At 69.9% G+C, this 24153-nt stretch carries 22 protein-coding genes; 2 read left to right on the top strand and 20 right to left on the bottom strand.

Annotated elements, in window-relative coordinates; all coding sequences use genetic code 11:
• Nucleotides 1–32 precede the first annotated feature (32 nt).
• The 10 genes from ACZ5Y9_RS15190 to ACZ5Y9_RS15235 all read right to left on the bottom strand — a co-directional run bounded on the left by ACZ5Y9_RS15190 (nt 33) and on the right by ACZ5Y9_RS15235 (nt 13760).
• On the bottom strand, nt 33–4205 hold the full coding sequence (locus ACZ5Y9_RS15190) for a PQQ-dependent sugar dehydrogenase (protein ID WP_464471713.1): 4173 nt from the start codon (nt 4203–4205) through the stop codon (nt 33–35).
• Nucleotides 4206–4491: 286 nt separating this feature from the next.
• Entirely contained in the window at nt 4492–5619 is a 1128-nt protein-coding gene (locus ACZ5Y9_RS15195) for a glycerate kinase (RefSeq protein ID WP_247624616.1), read from the bottom strand.
• Between the two features lie 10 nt (nt 5620–5629).
• The gene (locus tag ACZ5Y9_RS15200; RefSeq protein ID WP_464471714.1) at nt 5630–6577 is read right to left on the bottom strand and encodes a sugar phosphate isomerase/epimerase family protein; all 948 of its coding nucleotides are present in this window, start codon (nt 6575–6577) and stop codon (nt 5630–5632) included.
• Nucleotides 6578–6590: 13 nt separating this feature from the next.
• Nucleotides 6591–7793, bottom strand: a complete 1203-nt coding sequence (locus ACZ5Y9_RS15205; protein WP_464471715.1) for a dihydrodipicolinate synthase family protein — start codon at nt 7791–7793, stop codon at nt 6591–6593.
• 5 nt (nt 7794–7798) lie between these two features.
• On the bottom strand, nt 7799–9001 hold the full coding sequence (locus tag ACZ5Y9_RS15210; protein ID WP_247624613.1) for a Gfo/Idh/MocA family protein: 1203 nt from the start codon (nt 8999–9001) through the stop codon (nt 7799–7801).
• A gap of 38 nt (nt 9002–9039) precedes the next feature.
• Entirely contained in the window at nt 9040–9789 is a 750-nt protein-coding gene (locus ACZ5Y9_RS15215) for an ABC transporter ATP-binding protein (RefSeq protein WP_247624612.1), read from the bottom strand.
• Entirely contained in the window at nt 9779–10531 is a 753-nt protein-coding gene (locus ACZ5Y9_RS15220) for an ABC transporter ATP-binding protein (protein WP_247624611.1), read from the bottom strand. The genes ACZ5Y9_RS15215 and ACZ5Y9_RS15220 overlap by 11 nt, the downstream gene beginning before the upstream one ends.
• Nucleotides 10528–11646, bottom strand: coding sequence for a branched-chain amino acid ABC transporter permease (locus ACZ5Y9_RS15225; protein WP_247633910.1), 1119 nt, complete (start codon nt 11644–11646; stop codon nt 10528–10530). The genes ACZ5Y9_RS15220 and ACZ5Y9_RS15225 overlap by 4 nt, the downstream gene beginning before the upstream one ends.
• Nucleotides 11630–12514, bottom strand: coding sequence for a branched-chain amino acid ABC transporter permease (locus ACZ5Y9_RS15230; protein ID WP_247624609.1), 885 nt, complete (start codon nt 12512–12514; stop codon nt 11630–11632). The genes ACZ5Y9_RS15225 and ACZ5Y9_RS15230 overlap by 17 nt, the downstream gene beginning before the upstream one ends.
• Nucleotides 12515–12524: 10 nt before the next feature.
• Nucleotides 12525–13760, bottom strand: coding sequence for an amino acid ABC transporter substrate-binding protein (locus tag ACZ5Y9_RS15235; protein WP_247624608.1), 1236 nt, complete (start codon nt 13758–13760; stop codon nt 12525–12527).
• A gap of 128 nt (nt 13761–13888) precedes the next feature.
• On the opposite strand from ACZ5Y9_RS15235, the gene ACZ5Y9_RS15240 reads away from it, so the two are divergent.
• A complete protein-coding gene (locus tag ACZ5Y9_RS15240) occupies nt 13889–14917 on the top strand; it encodes a LacI family DNA-binding transcriptional regulator (RefSeq protein WP_247624607.1) in 1029 nt (342 codons plus the stop codon).
• A 79-nt stretch (nt 14918–14996) separates the two neighbouring features.
• On the opposite strand, the gene ACZ5Y9_RS15245 is transcribed toward ACZ5Y9_RS15240, so the two are convergent.
• The 5 genes from ACZ5Y9_RS15245 to ACZ5Y9_RS15265 all read right to left on the bottom strand — a co-directional run bounded on the left by ACZ5Y9_RS15245 (nt 14997) and on the right by ACZ5Y9_RS15265 (nt 19368).
• Nucleotides 14997–15782 (bottom strand): ABC transporter ATP-binding protein, encoded by a 786-nt coding sequence (locus ACZ5Y9_RS15245; protein WP_247624606.1) that lies wholly within the window; start codon nt 15780–15782, stop codon nt 14997–14999.
• Entirely contained in the window at nt 15779–16831 is a 1053-nt protein-coding gene (locus ACZ5Y9_RS15250) for a FecCD family ABC transporter permease (protein WP_336641808.1), read from the bottom strand. Before ACZ5Y9_RS15250 ends, ACZ5Y9_RS15245 begins: the two co-directional genes overlap by 4 nt.
• A 4-nt stretch (nt 16832–16835) precedes the next feature.
• Entirely contained in the window at nt 16836–17939 is a 1104-nt protein-coding gene (locus ACZ5Y9_RS15255) for an iron chelate uptake ABC transporter family permease subunit (protein ID WP_464471716.1), read from the bottom strand.
• A 7-nt stretch (nt 17940–17946) separates the two neighbouring features.
• Complete coding sequence (locus ACZ5Y9_RS15260) at nt 17947–18903, bottom strand: ABC transporter substrate-binding protein (protein WP_464471717.1); 957 nt, start codon at nt 18901–18903, stop codon at nt 17947–17949.
• 72 nt (nt 18904–18975) lie between these two features.
• The gene (locus ACZ5Y9_RS15265; protein ID WP_464471718.1) at nt 18976–19368 is read right to left on the bottom strand and encodes a thiol-disulfide oxidoreductase DCC family protein; all 393 of its coding nucleotides are present in this window, start codon (nt 19366–19368) and stop codon (nt 18976–18978) included.
• A gap of 76 nt (nt 19369–19444) precedes the next feature.
• Here ACZ5Y9_RS15265 and ACZ5Y9_RS15270 point away from each other — a divergent pair, with 76 nt between their 5' ends.
• On the top strand, nt 19445–19651 hold the full coding sequence (locus tag ACZ5Y9_RS15270) for a hypothetical protein (RefSeq protein ID WP_247624601.1): 207 nt from the start codon (nt 19445–19447) through the stop codon (nt 19649–19651).
• A 127-nt stretch (nt 19652–19778) separates the two neighbouring features.
• Here the strand turns inward: ACZ5Y9_RS15270 and ACZ5Y9_RS15275 are convergent, their stop codons facing one another.
• From ACZ5Y9_RS15275 to ACZ5Y9_RS15295, 5 genes are all read right to left on the bottom strand, one after another.
• Nucleotides 19779–20705: a PDR/VanB family oxidoreductase gene (locus tag ACZ5Y9_RS15275; protein WP_464471719.1), complete on the bottom strand. Its 927-nt coding sequence runs from the start codon at nt 20703–20705 to the stop codon at nt 19779–19781.
• An 18-nt stretch (nt 20706–20723) separates the two neighbouring features.
• A complete protein-coding gene (locus ACZ5Y9_RS15280; protein WP_247624599.1) occupies nt 20724–21350 on the bottom strand; it encodes an MSMEG_1061 family FMN-dependent PPOX-type flavoprotein in 627 nt (208 codons plus the stop codon).
• A 106-nt stretch (nt 21351–21456) separates the two neighbouring features.
• The gene (locus ACZ5Y9_RS15285; protein ID WP_464471720.1) at nt 21457–21966 is read right to left on the bottom strand and encodes a MarR family winged helix-turn-helix transcriptional regulator; all 510 of its coding nucleotides are present in this window, start codon (nt 21964–21966) and stop codon (nt 21457–21459) included.
• A 66-nt stretch (nt 21967–22032) separates the two neighbouring features.
• Nucleotides 22033–22488 (bottom strand): MarR family winged helix-turn-helix transcriptional regulator, encoded by a 456-nt coding sequence (locus tag ACZ5Y9_RS15290; RefSeq protein WP_247624597.1) that lies wholly within the window; start codon nt 22486–22488, stop codon nt 22033–22035.
• Nucleotide 22489: 1 nt separating this feature from the next.
• Entirely contained in the window at nt 22490–24142 is a 1653-nt protein-coding gene (locus ACZ5Y9_RS15295) for a DHA2 family efflux MFS transporter permease subunit (protein WP_464472749.1), read from the bottom strand.
• Nucleotides 24143–24153: the final 11 nt, after the last annotated feature.

Raw genomic sequence — 24153 nt, forward strand, 5'->3', positions numbered from 1 at the left:
GATCCAGGAGGCCTCCCGAACGGATGCCGCGGCTACGGCACGAGCGTGAACCTCACCTCCGTCGCGTTGCCCGCCACGTCGTGCACGGTGAGCACGTTCTCGCCGAGCACCGCTCCGAACGACCCGGGCTTCACGTTGTTCAGATCCGACCAGACGTTGTCGCTCAGGTCGGTGGAGGTGTCGTTCACCGTCACGCGGTCGATCTTGAAGGCGTCGTTCAGTTTGAACGACACCTTCGAGAAGACGCCGTCGGCGCCGATCGTGAACGCGGAGCCGGTCTTGGCCGTGACGGTGGGCGGCGTGACGTCGAGCGTGAACCGCACGGTCGTCTCGTTGCCCGCCGCGTCGCGCACGACCAGGGTGTTCGCGCCCTCCACCGCGCCGAACACCCCGGGCTTCACACCGTTGAGGTCGGACCAGACGGCATCCGTCACGTCCTTCTCGACGCCGTTGAGCGCGAGGCCTGCGACCAGCCCCTCGTCGTGCAGCTTGAACGAGACCTTCGAGTAGACGCCGTCACGGCCCACCGTCGCCCCGGCATCCGTCTTGACCGTCACGGCCGGAGCCGTGGTGTCGGTCGCAGCCGCCGTGACCGTCAGGTCGCGCAGGCGCCCGAAGTTGTCGAACGAGCCGAAGCCCACCCGCCCCTCGGGGAACGTGGTGTCGGTCGCGGTGAGCAGCGGGGTGTCGAGTCCGTCGAGGTAGACGGCCACCTCACCCGTGTCGCAGCGCACCACGCGCACGTCGTGCCACTCCTCGTCGGTGATCGCCGGCGGGGCGCCGACCGTGCCGTCCCACTGATCGTCGACCCGCACGCGGTCGGCGTTGTTCACGGTGAAGATGCCGTTGTGCGGGTAGATCGTGTTGTCCTTCGACAGGTGCACGTACGAGTACTCCGTGTCGGACTTCCACCCGAACACGATGATGACGTCGCGGTTGTTGACCGACGCCTTCTCGTCGATGCGCACCTGGGCCGAGAGGTCGAACGACCCGAGCTCGGGCCCCTCGTTCAGCACGGCGTATTCGAAGGGACGACGGATGCCGTCGTTCGGGTTCGTGCCCGCCTCGGTGAGCACGATCTGATCGCCGGGGAAGTCCCACTTCGCCGGCGTGCGCGGTGCCCAGTTCTCCTCACCCATCACGTCGGTGATCACCTGCCCGTCCGGCGTGCAGGCGGCGGGTGCCGGAGGTTCGACGGGCGGAACCGCGTAGAGCGCGTACTGCGCCGCGATCTGCTCGGCGGTCGGCACCGTGTCGAGCAGCATCACGTCGTCCATGCGACCGTGGAACGGGTTGGCCTCGCGCGTGTTCTGCGGAAAGCTGCCGCCGATCTTGATGCCCGCGGGCGTGGTGTCGCTCGTCGCGCCCCCACCCCACGGGTTCGCCGCGGTGTACCGCCCGGCGAGTTCCTCGCCGTTCATGTACAGCTTCATCTCGCCGCCGGCGAAGTCGAAGGTGGCGGCGAGATGCACCCACTGCCCCTTCTTCAGGATCTCGTCCCACGGCAGGTCGGCCGCGAACGTCCACGACCCCGCCCCGTCGACCCGGCGACCGAGGGCGACGAGCTTGAGCTCGCCGTCGACCGTGATGACCTCGAGCAGCGCGCGCACCGCATGGCCGTCGGAAGTGCCGGTGAGCACGCCCGCGAGACCGATCGCGTTGTAGACGTCGTCGGGGTTGGCGGTGCCGGAGTTCAGCGCCGGATGATCGCCGGTGGGCTTGAACCAGCCCATCACCGAGATCTCCTCGGCACCGGCGAAGTCACCGAGCGTGTCGACGCCCGCGGCGTCGTAGACCCCGGCCTTCCAGTCGTCGTTCGAGGCCGTGGTCGGGCTCATCTGCTGCGTCTGCAGCGCCTTGCCCGCCCCCGGGTACGCCCGGTCGGCGACCCGCTGCTCGACGCCGCCGTTGATCAGCGCGATGTCGGTGCCCGAGCGCCCCTGGTCGACCTCGACCGTCGGGTCGGCGCCCGGGTGGTCGAAGTCGTGGTGGGTGACGACGTTCGGCGCCAGCTCCGGCAGCACGAACGGCGACGACGGGCCCGCCTCGCGGGCGCCCGTCACCTTCCAGATCTTGCCGTTCGCCTTCGAGACGAGGTACAGCTCGCCGTCGGCATCCGATCCGAAGCGCAGGTCGACGCGCGTGTCGCCCACCAGCTCCTGGAAGGTGGTCTCCTCGCCGTCCTCGAACACGCGCAGCTGCTCGATCGTGGCGAGATCGTCGATGTCGCCCGCGTTGCGGACCATCTCGTCGGCCTGCGTCGAGAGCACCCATCCGCGCACCAGATCGGTGAACAGGTACCGGCCCTGCAGCGCCTCGATGTCACCGCGGTAGACGAAGCCGCCGTTCACGGCCACGCCCGCGTCACCGGTCTGGCCGGGGTCGCGGTTGTGGTCGTAGGCGGCGACCGGGTAGGTGAAGCCGAACTCGGCGTCGTTCTCGGGCAGCGGGAAGATCTGCCGGTTCTCGGCGAGGAACGAGCCCTCGCGCACCGACCAGCCGAAGTTGTCGCCCGGCTCGACGGCGTAGATCGACTCGACCTGCCACTCGCCGATGTGGGCGAGGTACATGGTGTGGTCGCCCTCGGGATCCCAGCTGATGCGGTGCGGGTCGCGCAGACCCACCGCGTAGATCTCGGGCAGCGCGTCCGCGTCGTCGAGGAACGGATTGTCGGCGGGGATGCCGTACGCGCCGTTCTCGCTGTCGTCACCGGTCGGGTCGATGCGCAGCACCTTGCCCTGCGGGGTGGCGAGATCCTGCGGGTTGCCGTTGCCGACGCCGTTACCGCCGTCGCCGACGAGGATGTACAGGATGCCGTGCTCGGCGGTGCCTTCGGCAGCCGTCGGGTTGAACGCGATCTGCTGCACCGTGTGCACGCGTCCGCCGAAGGGGATGCGCATGACCTCGCGGTGCGTGCCGGAGAACGTCTCCGCCGAGGGGTCGGATGCCGTCCACTCGGTGATCACGCTGTGGAACTGCGTGTTGCCGTAGGCCGGGAAGTCCGGGGTGTCCTCGGTGAGTGCCGTGCCGCCCTCGGTGTGCACGGTGTAGAAGAGCCCGTTCTCGGCGAAGTCCGGGTGGAACTCGGCCGCGCCGAGTCCGGTGCCCAGCCCTGCGCTGTTGTGGAAGTTGTCGACGAACTCGTCGCGCACATTGAGGTACGGCACGTACTCGCCCGACGCCTTGTCGACGAGGTACAGGATCGCGTTGTTGTCGGGCACCATCAGGCGGCCCGAGTCGTCGGGGACCTCGTCGAGGTGCGTGATGCGGTTGTGCCGCACCAGACGCGGGTCCTGTGTGGCCGGGGTCGTCGTCGACTCGGGCAGCTGGGCGAGCTCGGTGACCTCGATGCCCAGGCTCGAGAGCTCGGGGTCGGGCAGCGGGTTCAGCAGCGGCTCGGCGGGGGTCTCCCCGGGAGCACAGTCGCCCTCGTTGCCGGTGGCGATCGCGAGGTTCTCGCCCGTCGTGTCGACCGCGACGTCGTCGAGCAGCAGACGCCCGGTGCTGGTGGCGCCGTTCTTCCAGAAGAAGCGGTCGAGGTCGCCGTTCACGGCCTGACGGAAGCCGAACTGCTGCTCGGTGCCCTCGGGCAGGCGGGTGATCTCGTCGTAGGCCCCGCCCTGGCTGTAGACGGCGACCTTGTCGGTGGCGTTGTCGGCGACGATCCAGACGCACTGCCAGGCGTCACGCGACCAGACGCCGGCGGACTTGAACGCGTTGCCGTCGCGGACGCGCAGCACGTCGTCGTTCTGGTTGTTCACGTATGCGCGGCTGTGCGTGTAATCGTTCGGGGCGTCGACGTCGGTCAGGCCGAACGAGGTGTCGACGCTGCCCGTGCGCAGGAAGCGGAAGAACAGCGTGCCGGTCGTTCCCTCGGCGATCGCCGGGATCTCGCGGAAGGCCTGCTGCCCGCCGCCGACCGACTCGACGACCTGGTTGTTGCCGTTGAGCGGATCGGCCACGACGCGGGGAGCAGCGGATGCCGTCCACCCGTCCTGCCCGTTCAGCGCCGTGCGCTCGTAGCCCTCGAAGTCGATCACCTCGGGGAACGTGGCATCGGCCGTCGCGGGGGTGGCGGCGAGCAGGGTGCCGATCATGGCCGCGGCGATGGCGGCCGCCCCGGCTCTGCGGTGGCGCCTCCCGCCCGGTGGCACGGCATCCGTTCGCCGGTGCGCGCTCGTCGACCGTGTGTTTCGCTTCTGCATCAGAGACCTCTCAACGTCATCGTCGTGTGGTGTCGTGCCGGTGTGGTGTCGCGCTCCTCCCCGGGGCGGCACTGCAGAGGGGAGGGCGATCAGCGGTACGGAAGCGCATGCGTAAGCGCTTTCGCAACCGCTTTCGTCGAGGCTAGCGCGCAGGAGTGGGGGAGGCAAGGGCCATCTGCCGGAGACGGCGGCCCTTCGTCTCGTCGCTGCGCTCCTCGTTCAGGAACCGGTGGAAGACACCCGGTTCCTGCGCGAGCGAAGCGAGACGAAGGGCCCCACCCCGCGGTCAGCCCAGCGAGCGCGCGAGCAACGCCCCGGCGGTGTGCAGCCAGCGCGCCGGGTCCTGCATCGCGGCCTCCCCCGACCCCGCGAGCTCGGTCAGCGAGGCGTGCGCGGCGAACACCGAGGTGTCGGCATCCGCGTCGATCCGCCCGGCCACGAGGAGAGCATCGGCCCCGGCGCCGAGCGCAGTGGCCGCGACGTACGAGGGCACCTTGCCGGCGCCCGACTGCCCGTCGAACGCGCCCTCGCCGGTGATCACGACGGTGGGACCGACAGCGGATGCCTCGGCCAGCGCACCCGGGAGGCCCACGAGTTCGCCGACCTCGGCCGAACCGGCCACGAGTCGCGCACCCCAGGCCAGCAGGCCGAAGCCGGTGCCTCCGGCCGCGCCGGCACCCGGGGTTTCGGGATCAACGGGCAGCAGGGAGGCGAGTCGCGCGAGCCCCGCATCGGCGCGCGCGATCGCGTCGCCCGTGAGCCCCTTCTGCGGGCCGAACACCGCCGCCGCCCCGAGCGGACCCACCAGTGGATTCGTCACGTCGCTGAGCACGAGAACGCCACCCGGGGGCAGAGCGTGCAGCCCGGTCGGATCGACGGACGCGAGCTCGGCGAGCCCGCGGGCACCGACCGCGATCGGCGCCCCGGACGCGTCCAGGAACCGCGCGCCCAGCGCCGTCAGCATCCCGGTCCCGCCGTCGGTCGACGCACTCGACCCGATCCCGAGCACGAGGCGCGAGACCCCGGCGTCGAGGGCGGCGGCGATCGCCTGTCCGAATCCGAGCGTGTGCGCCTCCTCCCCGATGCGCCGCTCGCCGAGCAGTTCGATGCCGCTCGTGGAGGCGAGCTCGACGACACCCGTGCCGCCCGGGGCGTCGGGCGTCGCCGGCAGCCTCAGCCACGCGGCATCCGTGGGCGCACCGTCCGGACCCGTCACCCGTACCGGCACGCGCACAGCGCCATCGACCGCGGCGGCGAAGGCATCGACCGTGCCCTCTCCCCCGTCGGCCATCGGCCGCAGCACGACACGATCGTTGGGGCGCACCGAGCCCCACCCCGCCACGAGCGCGGCGGCGACGTCGGCGGCACCGATCGTGCCCTTGAAGCTGTCGGGGGCGAGGACGACGGTGTGCACGCTCTCGACCCTATGCCGGTCGAGAAGGGGCCGGTCGAGAAGGGGCCGGTCGAGAAGGGGCCGGTCGAGAAGGGGCGGCGCGAGAGTCCGCCGGCGCGAGGAACGGCGAGACGCTGCGCCCGAAGGTCTCGGCCGTGCGGCGCACGACGGCGGCCGGGTCGTCGGCCCAGATGTCGGCGTGGAAGATCTCGACCTCGATGTCGCGGTCGTACCCGGTGGCGACCACGGCCTCGGTGAGGGTGCGCAGGTCGATCACGCCCTCGCCCGGATAGTGCCGGCTGAGCAGCACGTCGGCGGGCAGCGGGGTCTTCCAGTCGCACACCTGATAGGTCGCGATGCGCCCCTCGCGTCCGGCGCGGGCGATCTGCGCGAGCACGTCGGGGTCCCAGAAGATGTGGAACGTGTCGACGGCGGCACCCACCACCTGCGCGTCGAAGTCGGCGGCGATGTCGAGCGCCAGTCCGAGCGTCGAGACCACGCACCGGTCGGTCGCGTACATCGGATGCAGCGGCTCGATCGCGAGCGTCACCCCCGCTTCTGCGGCGTAGGGCGCGAGATCGCCGATCGCGTCGCGCACCCGCTCGCGGGCTCCCGCGATGTCGCGCAAGCCCTCGGGCAGCCCGCCGGCGACGAGCACCAGCACGGCGGTCGATCCGGCAGCACCGGCAGCGGCGAGCGCCGCGGTCTCGTCGATCGCGACGCGGTTGTCGTCGAGCGAAGCACGCCGGGCGTCGCCATCGGGCACCGTGAAGAACCCGCCGCGGCAGTGCGTCGTGAAGCGCAGTCCCGAGTCGGCGAGCATCGCCGCCGCGGTCTCGAGCCCCACGGCCTGCACGGGCTCGCGCCACAGACCGATCGCCTCGATGCCGGCGTCGCGCGTGACGTCGAGAGCGGTGCGGAGGTCGGCGTGCTTGATGGTGGCCTGGTTGATCGACAGACGGGGATCGGGCGCGGTCATGCGAGCACTCCATTCATGCGAGAACACCGTTCAGCTTCAGCAGCGCTTGCCAGCGCCCGGCCGCGAGGTCGGGGTTCTCCAGCGCGCGCGCCTCGTTCGCGAGCTCGACGATGCGCGACAGGTGCGGCAGGCTGCGCGCCGAGTGCAGGCCGCCGACCATCTGGAACGCGGACTGGTGACCGTTCAACCACGACACGAACGCGACGCCTGTCTTGTAGTAGAAGGTCGGCGCTGCGAAGATCTGCCGGCTCAGCGCCTCGGTCGGGCCGAGGATCTCGAGGTAGCGGCCGGGGTCGCCGGCATCCAGCGCCTGGATCGCCGCCGAGGCCGACGTCGTCAGCGCCGCGAAGGCTCCGAGCAGCGCGTCGGAGTGCCGACGCGGCTCGGCCGCCTCGCTCACGGGCTGCGCGGCATCCGGCACGTCCGCTCCGCCGATGAGGCCGACGTAGTTGAAGTCGTCGCCGGTGAACATGCGCACGCCGTCCGGCAGGCGGTCGCGCACGGCGACCTCGGATGCCGCGTCGAGCAGGCTCATCTTGACGCCCGACACCTTGTCGGGGTTCTCGCCGATGATCTCGATCAGCACATCGGCTGCCGCGCGCCAGTCGTCCGAGCCGAAATACCCCTGCAGCACGGGGTCGAAGGCGGTGCCGAGCCAGTGCAGCACGACCGGGGTCGTCGCCGCCCCCAGCACCTCGCGGTACACCCGGCGGTAGTCGTCGGCCGACCGGGCGGCGCGGGCCAGGTGGCGCGACGCCATGATCACGGGGCCGGCGCCCTGCTCCTCGGTGAAGTGCAGCTGCGTCTTGTAGGCGTCGATGACGGCATCCACCGTGATCTGCTCGTCGTCGACGTGGTCGGTGTTGACCCCGACGACGACCGCGCCACCCTCCTCTCGGGCGACCGCGGCCGAGCGCGAGATCAGCTCGCGGGTGGCCGCGGCATCCAATCCCATGTTGCGCTGGGCGGTGTCCATCGCGTCGGCCACGCCCAGCCCCCACGCGTAGGCGTGGCGGCGGAAGGCGAGCGTCGCATCCCAGTCGATCTCGGCGGGACGCCCCGGGGTGTTGTCTCCCGCGACCTTCGGCACGACGTGCGCCGCGGCGTAGGCCACGCGGCTCCGCAACGGGCCGTCGGGGCGGGTGTAGGCGGGCGCCTCGGACAGCTCGACCTGCGAGGTCGAGCCGTCCGGGGCGAGCAGGGTGAGCGCGCCCATGGTCGTCACCCCTCGGTGAGCGGGGTCAGTTCGATCTTGCGCCCCTCGCGCGACGACGCGAGTCCGGCCTCGGCCAGCTGCACGCCGCGGGCACCCGCGAGCAGGTCGAACGCGTAGTCGGTGCCGAGAACGTACGACTCCAGGAACTCCTCCCACTGCTGCCGGAAACCGTTCTGGAAGACCTCGTTCGTCGGCACGCCGGCCCAGTCGGCCGCGTAGTCGTGGTCGTCGGCGAGGTCGGGGTTCCACACCGGCTTCGGGGTGGCGTTGCGGTGCTGGATCTTGGCACCGAAGAGCCCGACGACCGCCGAGCCGAGCGTGCCGTCGACGTGGAACTCGACGAGCTCGTCGCGGTTGACGCGCACGGTCCACGAGGAGTTGATCTGCGCGATCGCCCCGCCCTCGAGCTCGAAGATGCCGTACGCCGCGTCCTCCGCGGTGGCGATGTAGCGCTCGCCGTGCTCGTCCCAGCGGTCGGGGATGTGCACGGCCGCCTGCGCGTAGACGCTCTCGACCGTACCGAACAGGTTCTCGAGCACGTAGTTCCAGTGCGGGAACATGTCGACGATGATGCCGCCGCCGTCCTCGGTGCGGTAGTTCCAGCTCGGGCGCTGCGCGGGCTGCCAGTCGCCCTCGAAGACCCAGTAGCCGAACTCGCCGCGCACCGAGAGGATGCGCCCGAAGAAGCCCGAGTCGATCAGTCGCTTGAGCTTCTGCAGACCGGGGAGGTAGAGCTTGTCGTGCACGACACCGGTCTTGACGCCGGCCTCGCGGGCGAGGCGGGCGAGTTCGAGCGACTCCTCGAGCGACTCGGCGGTCGGCTTCTCGGTGTAGATCGTCTTGCCGGCCGCGATCGCCTTGCGCAGCGCCGTGGCGCGCGCCTTCGTCACGAGGAAGTCGGCGTAGATCTCCCACTGCGGATCGGCGAGCGCCGCATCGAGATCCGTCGTGTAGTCGGCGATGCCGTGGCGCTCCGCGAGTTCGGCGAGCTTCGTCTCGCTGCGGCCGACGAGGAGCGGCCGCACCGTCACCCTCGTGCCGTCGGAGAGTTCGATGCCGCCCTCGTCGCGGATCGCGAGGATCGAGCGCACGAGGTGCTGGCGGTAGCCCATGCGTCCCGAGACGCCGTTCATGATGATGCCGATCTCGCGCGTCTTCGCGGGAGTGGATGCGGGAGCCTCGGGAGAGGCGGTGGTGGTGAGTGACATCTCGTTCCGTTCTTCCGTCAGGGTGCTGTTCATGCGAGTCAGTTGCCGGCCGCGGCGGGCTTGCCGCCGAGGTAGAGCGCGGCGAGAGTGGGGTCGGCGAGCAGTTCGGATGCCGGGCCAGAGATGTGCACGCGACCGAGGTCGAGCACACAGCCGATGTCGGCGGTCTCGAGCGCCCGTCGCGCGTTCTGCTCGACGAGCAGCACCGCGGTTCCGGCATCGCGCATGCGCACGATCTGCTCGAACACCTTCTCGGTGGTCTTGGGGTCGAGGCCCATCGACGGCTCGTCGAGGAGCACGACCTTGGGGCTCACCATGAGCGACCGGGCGAACTCGACCTGCTTCTGCTGGCCGCCCGAGAGGAGCCCGGCGAGCTGCTTCCACCGCTCCCCCACGATGGGGAAGAGGTTCTGCACGAACTCCACGCGCTCGTGGATCACCTTCTGGTCCTTGAGGGTGAAGGCGCCGAGCATCACGTTCTCGCCGACCGTCATCTCGCGGAAGACGCTGTGGCCTTGCAGCACGTGAGCGAGGCCGTGGCGCAGCATCGACTGCGGGCCCTCGCCGGTGATGTCGCGGCCGTCGACCTCGATCTTCCCCGAGCGCGGCTTGAGCATGCCGCTCGCGACCTTCAGCACGGTCGACTTGCCGGCGCCGTTCGGCCCCACGAGGCAGACCACCGATCCCGGCGGCACCTCGACGGTCAGACCGCGCAGCACGAGCGCCGCCCGGCCGTACCCGGCCTCGATGTCGCGCAGCTCGAGCAGGTTCTTCGCTTCAGACTCCAAGGTAGGCCTCCAGGACTCGCGGGTCTTGCTGGATGATCTCGGGGGTGCCCGCGGCGATCGGACGCCCGCGGTCGAACACGATCACGTGGTCGCACAGGCTCATGACCATCTCCATGTTGTGCTCGACGATGATGAAGGTCTTGCCCTCCTCGTTGAGCTCGCGCACGAGGGTCGCGATGCGCCCGATGAGGGCGGGGTTCACGCCACCGGCGGGCTCGTCGAGCATGATCGTGTCGGGCTCGCCCATGAGCACTCCCGCCAGCTCCAACAGCTTCTGCTGGCCGTAGCTGAGGTTGCGGGCCTCGGCGTGCTCGAGGTGATCGATGCCGACGCGCCGTAGCCAACCGCGGGCCCGCTCCAGCTCCTCCGGATCGTGCGCCGAGCGCAGCTGCTGGCGGATGCTCGTGCTGCGCACCGCGACCAGCAGGTTCTCCATCACCGTCATGCGCGGGAACACCCGGCACAGCTGGAAGCTGCGGCCGATGCCCGCACGGGCGATGCGGTCGGGCGACTTGCGGGTGATCGCCTGCCCCCGGTACCGCACCTCGCCGGAGTCCGGCTTGATCATGCCGGTCACGCAGTTGAAGAAGGTCGTCTTGCCCGAGCCGTTCGGCCCGATCAGCCCGTTGACCTTGCCCTCCTGGAAGGTGACCGTGGCGGCGTCGACCGCGGTCACGCCGCCGAACCTCTTGGTCATCTCGACGGTGCTGAGGCTGTCGAGCGTGGTGGTGGCGGCGTTCATGCTGACGTCTCCTTCGCCGCGGCATCCGCTGTTCGCTTCTCGTTCTGCTCGAGGAGTTCGCCGGCGGTCACCTCGCGGATCGAGGCCTGGTCGGATTTGCGGGTGACGAGGTTGCGCACCGCGGGGATGACGCCGTCGGGCATGAAGAGCACGACGATGCCGAGCAGGATGCCGGTGGCGATGAGGTGGAACTGCGTGTCACCGAACTCGAGCTTGAAGTACTCGAGGGCGACACCCACGACGACGGCTCCGAGGAGCGGGCCGAAGAGGTTGCGCACCCCGCCGAGCAGCGCCATGAGCACCATGTACGAACCGATGAGGATCGAGAACTGGAAGATCGGGTCGAGGTCGCCGAACCACAGGGCGTAGAGCCCGCCGCCCAGCGACACGAACAGCGCCGAGAGGATGTAGGCGATGAGCTTGTAGCGGGTGGTCGGCACGCCCAGCGACTGCGCCTTGTCCTCGTCCTCGCGGATGGACTTGAGCGCGGTGCCGAACTTCGACCGGTCGATGATCCACCACACCAGCAGCGCGAACGCGAGCAGGGCGACGAACAGGTAGAAGAACACGCGGTGGTGCTCGGGGCGCAGCATGCCGGGGAACGGACGGGGGACGTTGAGTCCCTCGGAGCCGCCGGTCACCTCGCGCCAGCTCTGGAAGACCAGCAGCATGATGAGCACGAAGGCGATCGAGACGATCACGAACGACGCTCCGCGCACCCGGAGGGCGGCGATGCCGATCGGGATCGCGATGACCGCGACGAGCAGAGCGGCGAGGATCCAGGCGACGAAGCCCGGCAGCGCCAGGTACTTGATCAGGAGCGCGGTGCCGTAGGCCCCGAGCCCGAAGTACGCGGCGTGCCCCAGGGAGATGTACCCCGTGAACCCGCCCATGAAGTTCCACCCCGTCGACAGCACGGCGTAGTTGAGGATGACGACGCCGGCCGACAGGATGTACGGGTTCGGGGCGATGGTCGGGAACGAGAGGATGAGCGCCGCGCCGATGACGAGAGCGGCGAGCTTGATCCACGTCGTCGAACGACGACGGGTGGGAGCGGGCGGAGCGATGACGACCGTCTCGGTCGCGATCGGTTCGCGGCTAGAAACGCTGGGCAAGACGACCTCCGAAGAATCCTTGCGGGCGGAACATCAGCGTGGCGAACAGGGCGACGTAGAAGATCGTCTGCGCCCACGTGGGTCCGAGGGGGAGCTGCAGCAGGCTCTGCGCGACTCCGAGGACGAGCGCCGCGATGGCCGCGCCCGGGATGCTGCCGAGACCGCCGACGACGATGATCGCCATGAGCGGTCCGATCCAGTGCCAGTGCAGCGACGGGTAGATCGTGGCGTCGAGCGAGAGCGCCGTGCCGCCGATCGCGGCGGTCGCGAGGCCGAGGCCGAAGCCGTAGCCCGCGACGCGGTCGGTGTTGATGCCGACCAGCCGCGCCGCCTCCGGGTGCTGGATCGTGGCGCGCAGCGCCTGCCCGAACCGCGTGTACTTCAGCAGCACGAAGAGGCCGGCGAGCGCCACGGCCGCGAGACCGAACGCGATGAGCTTGACGACCGGCACCTGGGCGCCGAAGAAGTCGAGGCTCGCGCTGGCGTACGGCAGCGGGATGCGCCGCTGGGTGCCCGAGAAGAAGAACCCGAGCGCCCCCTCGATGATCAGCGCCACCGCGAAGGTGAGCAGCACCGACATCATGGTGAGCGTCAGCGGCTTGAGCCGCGACACCAGCAGACGCTGCATCACGACGCCGGTCACGAAGAACAGCGGCACGGTGACGACCAGCGAGATGAGCGGGTCGAGCCCGGTCTCGCGGTTGAACCACCAGGCGAGGTACGCGGCGAGGATGAGGAACGCGGAGTGCGCGATCATCACGACGCGCATGATGCCGAAGTAGAGGGTGAGGCCTGCGGCCAGGAGGGCGTAGAGCCCTCCCAGCAGCACACCGAGGATCAGGCTTTGAAGTAGCAGTGCTCCACTCACGATGTGCGGATCACCACGTCGGCTTCGGGAAGAGGAAGTCGGTCTCCTTGACGTCCTCGGGGAGGACGATGCGGATCTCGCCGCCGACCCACTGCTGGATGAGGTGGGCGCCGGTGGGCTTGCCCGTCTCGTCCCAGCTCAGGGGGCCGACCACGGTCTCCACCTCGTTGTCACGGAGCCAGTCGATGAGCTGCTGCTGGCACTCGCCCTGTTCGGCGCAGCCGACGGCCTCGACGGCCGCGGCTACGACCTGGCCGGTCGTGTAGGCGTTCGCCTCATCCTCGGCCGGCGGGTTGCCGTGCATCTCGGTGTACTTCTCGACGAACTCGATGTTGCTGGGGAACTGCGAGTCGGGCGAGTAGCCGGTGGGAGCGAGGATGCCCTCGGTCGCCCCGCCGATCGCCGCGGCGAACTCGGGGTTGGTCGGGGCGGTCGAGAACGCCGCGAGCTCGGGCTGGTAGTTCAGCTGCTGCAGCGCGATGATCAGGTTGACCGCGTCCTGGTACTGGGTGCCGCCGATCACGATGTCGGCATCCGACTGCGCGATCTTCGCCGCGATCGTCGAGAAGTCGGTCGTGTTGGGCGGGTAGACCTCGTCGACGAGGATCTCGACGCCGGCCTCTTCGAGCTTGTCGCGAAGACCGTAGGCGGTGCCCTGCGCGAAGGGGTCGTCCATCGCGGCGACGGCCGCGGTCTCGGGACGCTGGTCCTCGGGAAGGGCGAGCAGGTAGTCGGCGAGGTTGTTGTAGTGATCGTTCGCGATCGCGGGGGCGGCGTAGAAGAGGTTGTCGAAGCCCTGCTCGAACACCTCGGCCGCGGCTCCCGCCGGCTCGACGAAGAGCATGCCGTACTCCTGCGCGACACGCGCCGAGGGCACGACCAGGCGGGTCGAGAACGGGCCGAAGACCAGGTCGACGCCGTCCTGGGCGATGAGCGACTCGTAGTCCGAGACGACGCGGTCGGCGTTGGACTGGTCGTCGAGGATCTTCAGCTCGACCTGGCGACCGAGCAGTCCGCCGTTCTCGTTGATGATGTCTCGCCAGGCCTCGTAGCCCCGCTCGACGCCCTTGCCCGGCTCCGAGAAGTCGCCGGTGAGCGGCAGCGAGATGCCGATGACGATGGGGTCGTCCGATCCACCCCCTTCCGACTGGTCACCGGTTCCGGAACAGGCCGAAACCGTGAGGGCGGCGATCGTCAACGATCCGATCGCTGCGGCAATCCGTCGACCTTGGCGGCGTGCAGTCATGCGGGTGTCTCCTACGTCATCGTAAGCGAAAGCGCTTTCGTAAGCGCTTCCGCCACTATACTTGCGTGGAAGAACGAGAGCAACCCACAGCGCGATCAGCGTCGATTTTGCTCCAGGGGGAGGTTTTCGTGAAGCGTACAGGTACGCCGCGACTCGTGGACGTCGCCGAGGCGGCCGGGGTCTCCCTGGCGAGCGCCTCCCGCGCCATGAGCGGGGGTTCGGGCATCTCACCCGAGGTCGCCGCCCACGTGCGACGCGTCGCGCAGGAGCTCGGCTACGAACCCAACCTGCACGCTCGCGGCCTCGCGGGCGGGCTCGTGCCGACCATCGGACTGCTGGTGCACGAGATCGGCGACCCCTACTTCTCCGAGATCGCCAGCGGCGTCATCCGCAGCGCCACCCTCGAGAACCGCTCCGTGCAGATCGCCCAGGCCGACCGCACCCCCGAGAGCGAGCTCGCCCAGGTGCAGGCGCTGCTCCGGCAGCGCGTGGGGTCGATCATCATCGCCGGCTCCGGGTACGCCGACCCCGAGCACGAGCAGAAGATGACCGCCGCCCTCGCCGAGTTCGCGCTCGCCGGCGGCCGCGCTGCCGTCATCGGCCGCCACTACCTGCCGATCGACGCCGTACTGCCCGACAACCACCGCGCCGGCGTCTCGGTCGGCGCGCACCTCGCCGCGCTCGGGCACCGCCGCATCGGCGTCGTCGCCGGCCCGCTCGAGCTCAACACCGTCGCCGATCGCATCGCCGGACTCCGCGAGGGCATCGCGGATGCCGAGGTCGAACTCACCGTGGTGTCGAAGGAGTTCACGCGCGAGGGCGGTATCGCCGGCGCCCGCGAACTCGTCGACGGCGAATTCCGGGGCCGCGACCTCACCGCGATCGTCGGCCTCAACGACGCCATGGCCATCGGCATCCTGAGCGAACTGCGCCAGCAGGGCATCCGCGTTCCCGACGATCTGTCGGTCGTCGGCTTCGACGACATCGCGGTCGCCGCCGACGTCGCCCCCGCGCTCACCACCGCCCGCATCCCGATGTTCGAGATGGGGCAGCACGCCGTCGCACTCATCCTGCGGCCCGCGAGCGACGAGGCCCGCACCGTCAGCACCTCGCACGAGCTGATCGTGCGCGCGTCGACGGCGCCGCCGCGCGGCTGACGCCCCTCGCCGAGGAGTCACGACACGCCGCGCCTCGGCATCCGCTCGCGGCGTGTCGTGACCCCTCGCGCCGGGGAACTCAGCCGTGCGGCCAGCGCGGCACGACCAGCGGGCTCCCCGACTCGGGATCGGCGATCACCCGGGCGTCGAGCCCGAACACGTCGGCCACCAGCGCCTCGGTGATCACCTCGCCGGGGGCGCCGGTCGCGACGACCTCGCCGTCCTTCATCGCGATCACGTGATCGGCATAGCGCGCGGCCTGGTTGAGGTCGTGCAGCACGGCGACGAGCGTGTGCCCCTGCGTGCGGTTGAGCGTGCGGCACAGTTCGAGCAGCTCGATCTGATGACTGACGTCGAGGTAGGTCGTCGGCTCGTCGAGCAGCAGGATCGGCGTCTGCTGCGCCAGCGCCACCGCCATCCACACGCGCTGCCGCTGCCCGCCCGAGAGCTCGTCGACCATCCGGCCCGACAGATGACGGATGCCGGTGGCGTCCATCGCCTCGGCGACGGCGGCCTCGTCCTCGGGCGACCAGGGCGCGAACAGGCGCTGGTGCGGGTACCGCCCCCGCGTGACCAGATCGACGACGCGGATGCCGTCCGGCGCCACCGGTCCCTGCGGGAGGAGGCCGACCTCGCGCGCCACGTGCTTGGTGGGCAGATCGTGCAGGCTCTTGCCGTCGAGCAGCACGCTCCCCCGGGTCGGGGGCAGGAGCCGCGTCAGGCTCTTGAGCAGCGTCGACTTGCCGCAGGCGTTCGGCCCCACGATCACGGTGAACGCGCCGTCAGGGATCTCGACGGACACATCGGCGCACACGAGCTTGTCGGCGTAGCCGAGTGCGGCGCCATCGACCATCAGTCGGGTCATCTCTTCTTTCCCTCTCGCAGGAGCAGCCACAGGAAGTACAGTCCGCCGATCGACACCGTGACGATGCCGACGGGCAGGGGGGAATCGGGATGGATGCGCTGCGCCACGACATCGGCGAGGAGCAGCAGCAGCGCCCCCACGGCGGCGGTCGGGCCGAGCGCGAGGCCGTCGGAGCGCACCACCCGGCGCGCGATCTGCGGGGCCGCGAGCGCGATGAACGAGATCGGTCCGACGGTCGCCGTGGCGAGGGCGGTGAGTCCGACGCCGATCACGATCGCCGCCACCTGCACCGCGCGCACGTTCTGGCCGAGGGCGGTGGCGAACGGCATCCCGATCTGCATCAATCGCATCGGTCTGCTCAACGCCATCGCGGCGATCAGGAAGACCGCGGATCCGCCGAACGCCCCCAGGAACGTCGCCCACGAGACGCCCGACAGGTTGCCGGCACCCCACAGGCTCGCCATGATCGCGTCTTCGACGGTCGCCGTCAGCAGGATCCACACGTTCACCGAGGCGAGCATCGCGCTGACCGCGATCCCCACGATGATGAGCCGCACCCCGCGCACCGCCCCGCGCTTCGACGAGAGCAGGAACACGAGGAACGCGGTCGCCACACCCCCGGCGAGCGCCCCGGCCATGGTCTCGACCGAGCCGCCGCCGAGCAGCAGCATCACGACGATCGCGCCGGTGTACGACCCGGTCTGGAATCCGATCACGTCCGGCGAGCCCAGCGGGTTGCCGGTGAGGTTCTGGAAGATCGCGCCGCTCATCGCCAGGCACGCGCCGAGCAGCACCGCCATGAGGATGCGCGGCGCGCGCCACTCGAGCACGACCATCGAGGTGTAGGCGTCGCCCTGGCCGACGAGCGCCGTGAGCGCCTCGATCGGGGTGATCTGCGCGGAGCCCGAGAACACGGCGAAGACGGCGAGCAGCACGATCGCGATCCAGAGTCCTGCGCAGATGCGGGCCGAGCGCGCGTCGACGAGCAGGAACGGGCGGGAGCGCGGACCGATGCGGTGCACGCGTCGGCCGAAGTCGAGATCGGTCATCGCCTCACACCTCCGAGACGCGGAAGCGCCGCACCATGTAGATGAGCACGGGCGCTCCGATGAACGCGGTCACCACACCCACCGGCACCTCACCCGCGGTGATGACGCGGCCGAGCACATCGGCGAACCCCATGACGGTCGGCGCGATGAGCACCGAGTACGCGAGGATCCACCCCTGGTGCGGGCCGACGATCATGCGCGCGAGATGCGGGGCGAGCAACCCCAGGAACCCGATGGGCCCGGCCGCGGCCGTCGCGCCGCCCGCGAGCAGGGCGATCGCGACGAGCACGACGAGACGGATGCGGTTCGGATGCGCCCCCATCGCCACGGCGGATGCCTCACCCAACGACAGCACGTCGAGGGAGCGCGAGCTGAGCAGGGCGATGACGAGGCCCACGACGATGAACGGCACGATCGCGAGCGTCGCCTCGAGCGGCTGCGAGGCCGTGGTGCCCGCCGACCACCCGCGCATCTTCTCGAGGATCTCGGAGTGCGTCAGCAGCACGGCCGATGAGAACCCCATGAGCACCGCGCCGAGCGCGACGCCCGACAGGGTCATGCGCACGGGGTTGCCGCGGGCGGTGCCGGTGTTGCCGATCACGAAGACGAGCACCGAGGTGATCATCGCCCCCGCGAACGACCACCACATGTACTGCGAGATGTCGGTCGTGCCGAAGAACGCGAGTCCCACGACGACGGCGAGCGACGCCCCCGCGTTCACACCCAGGATGCCGGGGTCGGTCATGGGGTTGCGGGTGACGGCCTGCATGAGCGCCCCGGCGACGCCGAGCGCGGCACCGGCGACGAGGATGAGCACGGTGCGCGGAACGCGCGAGAACCAGACGGTCTGCGAGATCGCATCAGCGGGGTCGGGATGCAGGAGGGCCTGGATCACCTCGGCCGTCGGAACGGCGCGCGAGCCGACGAGCATGCTGGCGGCGAGGGCTGCGACGCAGAGGATCGCGAGCGGTACGAGCCCGACCCAGCGCCGCCCGGCGGAGGAGCGGGCGGCGGAGACGGGCGAAGAACGGGGCGAGGGCGGGCGCGGGTCCGCCCCGGACACGAGGGTGTTCGGGGCGAGCCCGGATGCCGCGGGCTGCGGGTTCATCCGACGGTCAGGAGACCTTCGTCGACGCCGAGACGAGGTCGGCGACGTCGTTCAGCCAGGCCGCGTACGTCGTGGCCGTCATGGCGCCCTTCGAGCTCCAGGCGCCGAGCTGGTCGGCCTGCACGGCGGGCAGCGCGTCCCAGAGGTCGGCGGTGAAGGAGAAGTCGTCGCCGTAGCCCTCGATGAGCAGGATGTCGGCCGGGTAGGTCGAGGCATCCTCCCAGGCGACCTGCCCCCACGGGTTGCCGGTCTCGGGGGCGTCGGCGCCGACGATGGTCGCGCCGAGCTCTTCGAGCAGCTCGGCCTGGGCGAAGCCGACGCCGGTGTACAGCATCTCCTTCGCGGGGCTGGTGAGCATGATGTTCAGTCCGCTGCCGGTGATCGCCGCACTGAAGGCATCCTTCGCGTCTTCGAGGTCGGCGTCGGACTGCACGATGGCGTCGGAGGTGACGTCGGCACCGAAGAACGCGGCGATCGTGCGGGTGTCGGCGATGCGACCGTCGATCGTCTCACTGCCCGGCAGCGGCACGAACGGGGCGACGCGGGTGATCTGCGCGTTCACGTCCTCATCGAACCACTGCCAGCCGTCGGCGGTGCCCTGACCGATGATCGCGTCGGGGCGCAGCTCGGCGAGCTTCTCGACGTCGATCTCGCCGTCGGTCCCGATCTTCGGGATGTCGGAGATGTCGGCATCGCCCATCACGAAGGGGTTGTCGCACTCGTAGCCGAAGAGGGCGACGGGCTCGATGCCGTACTCGTGCAGCGAGCTGTAGGCGTAGCAGTCCATCACGATGCTCTCGGGCTGCGCGGCGAAGTCGATCGACAGCCCCTCGAGCGAGGGGTGTTCGAGCGTGACGCCCTCCCCCGATTCCGGTTGTTCCGCGGTGTCTCCGGTCGAGGCGCAGGAGGCGAGGAGCAGGGCGGAGGCGGCGACGAGGGCAGCGAGAGAGGACCGGCGGAGCACGGCGAAGACCAATCTGTCGGTGGAAGGGGGAGCCCTTCGACCGTAACAAGAATTTAGTTAGGGTAGGTAATCCTAACTAGATCCTCGGGCGTGTCCCCTCGGCATCGCGCAGGCGGCCGTCCCGCCCGGGAGGCGGTGCCGGAAGCGGGCGACGAGTGCGTAGCCGAGCGCCGCCGCCCACGCGAACGGCGGGGTCACCAGCATCCGTCCGAGGAATCGCATCCACCGGCCGGGCTGCATCCGCAGCAGTGCAGCGAAGGCCGCGTGCCCGCGGAACCGCTGCTCCCCCACGACCAGCCAGACGTAGTGCGTGACGTCGTGGTTGCTCAGGCGGAGCGCATCGAGGTCGAGCCACTGCCAGGGCTCGGCGTCGGGGAAACGCGCGAGCCGTTTCTCGAGCACGCTCACCGCGGTCGTGCAGAACCCGCAGTCGCCGTCGAAGACGAGCAGGGGTCGCGAGCGCATGCCTCCGACCCCATCACAGCCCCCGCGGGTTCTCAACCCCCTGGCCTGCGAACCACCGGGCAGCGGATGGTGAGGTATGAGCCACAACCCCGATGACATCAAGCAGCCCCTCGACCATCTGCCCCCGCTCGATGAGCGCGATAAGGCCGTCGAGATCGACGAGCCCAGCTACCCGACTTCGAGCGAGCCCGCCGAGCACGGGAGCGTGTCGCCCGACACGGCCGCCGAGCCCGGCAAACCGAACCGGCACGGCGTCGACAAACTGCCGCCGACCTCGCGCTGAGACCCCCGCGATGGGCGGAGTTCTCGGTGTCGGGCGGATGTTTGTTCCCGGAATCTCCGCCCGACACGGAGTTCTCCGCCCAACGGGGAGGCGGGGCTGAGGCGGCGCGGAGGCGAGCAGCTCCGCCTCAGGCGTCGATCACGAGCGTCGGCGACAGCGCCCGCGAGACGCACGGGTACATCGTCATCGACGCGTCGTCACCGGTGAGCGAGTCCCGATGCTCGGGGATGCCGTCGAGCACGGTCACCGCGCAGGAGCCGCAGATGCCCCGCAGACACGAGCCCTCGACCGGCACGCCCGCACCCTGCAGCGCGCCGAGCATCGAACGCTCAGCCGGCACCTCGACCGTGACGTCACTGCCCGCGCAGACCACGGTGAACGCCTCGTTCGGCCGGAACTCGCGCGGCTTCGGCTCGAAGCGCTCCACGTGCAGACTCGCACCGCCGGGCAGGGCACCCGCGAGGTCGTCGAGCGCATCGACGAAGCGCTGCGGTCCGCAAGCGTAGACCGCGGTGCCGGGCGCGAGGCCCGCGTAGAGCTCGGCCAGATCCATCCGCCCGGCCTCGGCGCCGACATGGATCGTGACGCGATCGCCGAGGGCAGCGAGATCGTCCGCGAAAGCCACGTCCTCGCGCCGACGCACCAGATACGTCATCCGCCAGTCGGCATCCTCGGCGGCCAGATGCCGCGCCATCGCCAGGATCGGCGTGATGCCGATGCCCGCCGCGAGCAGGTGGTACGCCGGAGCATCCGACAGGGTGAAGAGGTTGCGGGGCGGGCGCACCCACACCCGGCTCCCCACCCGCAGGAACGAGTGGATGTAGTGCGAGCCCCCGCGCGAGAACTCCTCGCGCAGCACGGCGATCCGATAGCCGTGCGCATCGGCGGGGTCGCCGCACAGCGAGTACTGGCGCTCGTGCCGCGTGATGAGCTGCACGTCGACGTGCGCCCCCGGCTGCCACGGCGGCAGCGCGGTGCCGTCGGGCGCGGCGAGACGGATGCTGACGATCGAGGGCGTCTCACGGACGATCTCGCTCACGACGAGGGGGAGCATCCCCGCACGGGACCGCATTCAGTACAGGTTCCGGTAGGCGCCGGCCATCGCGTCGTCGATCACGTCGCCGACCGAGGGATCGAAGCCCGACATGCTCGCCCAGATCGTGCCCGAGGTCGGCACCTCCTCGGCGAGGTCCTGCATCTCGGCGTCCCAGAGACCCGCCCGCACGAGCGCGCGCCCGCAGTGCAGGTACACCTGCTCGGTGCGCACGACGATCGCGAGATCGGGAACCGCATGGTCCTGCTCGAGCATCGCCAGCAGCGAGGGGTCGTTCGTGACGGTCGCCGTGCCGTTGATGCGCAGCGTCTCGGTCATGCCCGGCACGAAGCACAGCAGTCCGATGTGCCCGTTGTCGATGATGTTGGTCATCGAGTCGGCGATCTTGTTGCCGAGCCGGTCGGGGATCACCAGGGTGCGCGGATCGAGCGCCCGCACGAAACCGGGATAGTCGCCGCGCGGCGAGCTGTCGCAATTGCCCGCGGCATCCGCGGTCGCCAGGCTGCAGAACGGCGAGTGCGCGAGGAAGGTCAGGCAGTTCTCATCGAGGAAGTTCGTGATCTTCTGCGTGGTCGGTGCCTCGGGTTCGCCGAGCGTCGACCTGAGGTACGCCAGATCGACGGAGGGGAAGTCGAAGCTCTCCATTCCTCCAGGCTAGCCAGGCGGATGCCGGTCGTCACCGTCGCGACGCCACAGCGTCGCCCCCACCGGCTGTGCTGAGCGCCCACCCCGATAGCGGACGAGACGGGCCTCAGTCGCCGAAGGCGGCCAGCAGTTCCGAGAACCGATCGAGGTCTTCGGCCGACCAGCGGCTCAACCGCTCGGCGAGGCGCGCCTCGTAGCGGGAGCGGGCGAGCGCGACCCGCTCCTGCGCGAGATCGGTGGCGACCAGCACACGGGCCCGGCGATCGTCGGGGTCGGGAACGCTCTCGACCAGTCCCAGCTGCTCGAGCTGGCGCACGTGACGGCTGACGGCCGACTTGTCGGTCTGCAGGCGCTCGATGATCGCGCCGGCCGAGGTCGCCTTGCCCGTCGCGATCGACGTGAGCACCTGGTAGCCGAGGGGCTGCAGATCCGGATGCACGGTGGTCGCCGCCTCGCGCCAGCTCACCCGGATGCGCGCGAACAGCCGACCCAGCTCGTGCTCGACGCGCGAGACCGCCTGGTCGATGTCGACGCTGCCGGACTGCGTGCCGGACTGCACGGCGGACTGCGCGGCGGGCGCGCCCTCGCGGGCGGGTTCGTCGGTCGAGGCGCTCATGATCGCCAGCCTAACGGCGGCGCACGACGAAGCCCCGCCGTCGACCGCCCGGCGGGGCTTCGTGCGTCACACCTCCGACAGCAGCCGGAAGACCTTGGATGCCGCGTGGATCTCCTCGGGCGTGAGCTCGGCGACCACCGCGCGCAGCCGCACGCCGTGGTCGCGGCGCAGCTCGGCGAGCGCCGCACAGGCCGACGGCGTCGCCGTCAGCACCCGCAGGCGCCCGTCGCGCTCGTCCGGACGGGACTCGATCAGACCGAGATCTTCGAGCATCCGCACCTGGCGGCTCACCACCGACTTGTCCATCTCGAACCGCTCCGCCAACTCGTGCGCGCTGACGGAGCCGGCTCGATCGATGAAGGTCAGCAGCTTGTACCCACCCACCTGCAGCTCGGGCGAGATGCGGGCGGCGGACTCCCGCCACAGCGTCCGCGTGCGGGCGAAGATGAGGTTGAGGTGCGTCTGCAGGTCACCCAGCGCGGTCTCCGCGTCGGGCGATGCGACGGCATCCGAGCCGATCATCTCAGCCCCTCGACTCCCGGCCGTCGCGTTCGAGAACGGTCGTCACCGAACCGGTCGACGGAGCAGACGGAGAGGAGGGAGAAGCGGATGCCGTGCCCGCGATGCGGATCGCACCGGTCGACATCGTCGCACCGACCTCGGCCTCGGAGACCTCGAGCACCGACTCCTCGGCCTGCTCGCGCAGCTGCTCGGCGGCATTCTTGGTCGACAGCGGCTTGTTCTTGAGGAACGCGATCGCGATGACGGCGATGACCGCGAGCGGGATGGCGATGATGAAGGCATCCGCGATGCCGTGGCCGTAGGCCCCCTCGACGATCGCGCGGATCGTGTCGGGCAGCTGACCGACCTTCGGCACGTCACCCGAGGCGAGGTGCTGCAGCGCGTCGATCTCGTCCTGCGTCGACGGCACGAAGTCCTTCAGCGAGTCGGTCATGTACCCGGCGACGCTCGTCGAGAGCAGCGAGCCCATGACGGTGACGCCGATGGTGCCGGCGATCGTGCGGAAGAAGTTCACGTTCGACGAGGCCGCACCCAGCTGCTGCGGGGCGGTGTCGTTCTGCACGATGAGCGTGAGGTTCTGCATGACCATGCCGAGACCCGCGCCGAGCACGAACATGTACACGGCCACCAGCGGGAACGGGGTGTCGTAGCGCAGCGTCGACATCAGGCTCACGCCGATCGTGGTGAGCACGGAGCCCGTGAGCATCCATCCCTTCCACTTGCCGAAGCGGCTGACGAGCTGGCCGATGATGATCGACGCGCCCATCTGGCCGATGATCATCGGGATCGTCATGAGACCCGACTCGGTCGGCGTGGCGCCACGGGCCAGCTGGAAGTACTGGGCGAGGAACACCGAGGTGGCGAACATGGAGACGCCGATCGCGATCGACGCGATGACCGAGAGCGTGAAGGTGCGGTTGCGGAAGAGCGACATCGGCACGATCGGTTCCTTGACGAAGAACTCGACGGTGATGAACGCGGCGATCGCGACGCCGGCGATGACGGCGAGCATGATGCTGGTCGACGAGTCCCACTCGAACTGGCTGCCGCCCATCGAGACCCAGATGAGGAGGGTCGAGACGCCGACCGCGAGCAGCACGATTCCGAAGTAGTCGATCGAGACCTTGCTGTCTCGCTGCGGCTTGGGCAGGTGCAGCGTGAACTGCAGGAGCACGAGGGCGAGGAGGGCGAACGGCACGCCGACGAAGAAGTTCGAGCGCCAGCCCCACACGTCGGTGAGGAGTCCGCCGAGCAGCGGGCCGCCGATGGTGCCGAGGGCCATGATGCCGCCGACGACGCCCATGTACTTACCGCGCTCACGCGGCGAGATGATGAGGGCGACCGCGATCATGACGAGCGACATGAGGCCGCCGACGCCGATTCCCTGGATGACGCGCACCGCGATGAGCATGTTCGTGTCGGTCGAGAATCCGGCGATCACGGTGCCGGCCGTGAAGAGGATGAGCGAGATCTGCACGAGGATCTTGCGGTCGACGAGGTCGGCCAGCTTGCCCCAGATCGGGGTGGAGACGGCGGTGGCGAGCAGGCTCGCGGTGATGACCCAGGTGTACTGGGACTGCGTGCCGCCGAGGTCGGCGATGATGACCGGCATCGAGGTCGACACGACGGTGCCCGAGAGCACGGCGACGAACATGCCGACGACGA

The organism is Microbacterium sp. T3-8, assembly GCF_055398145.1.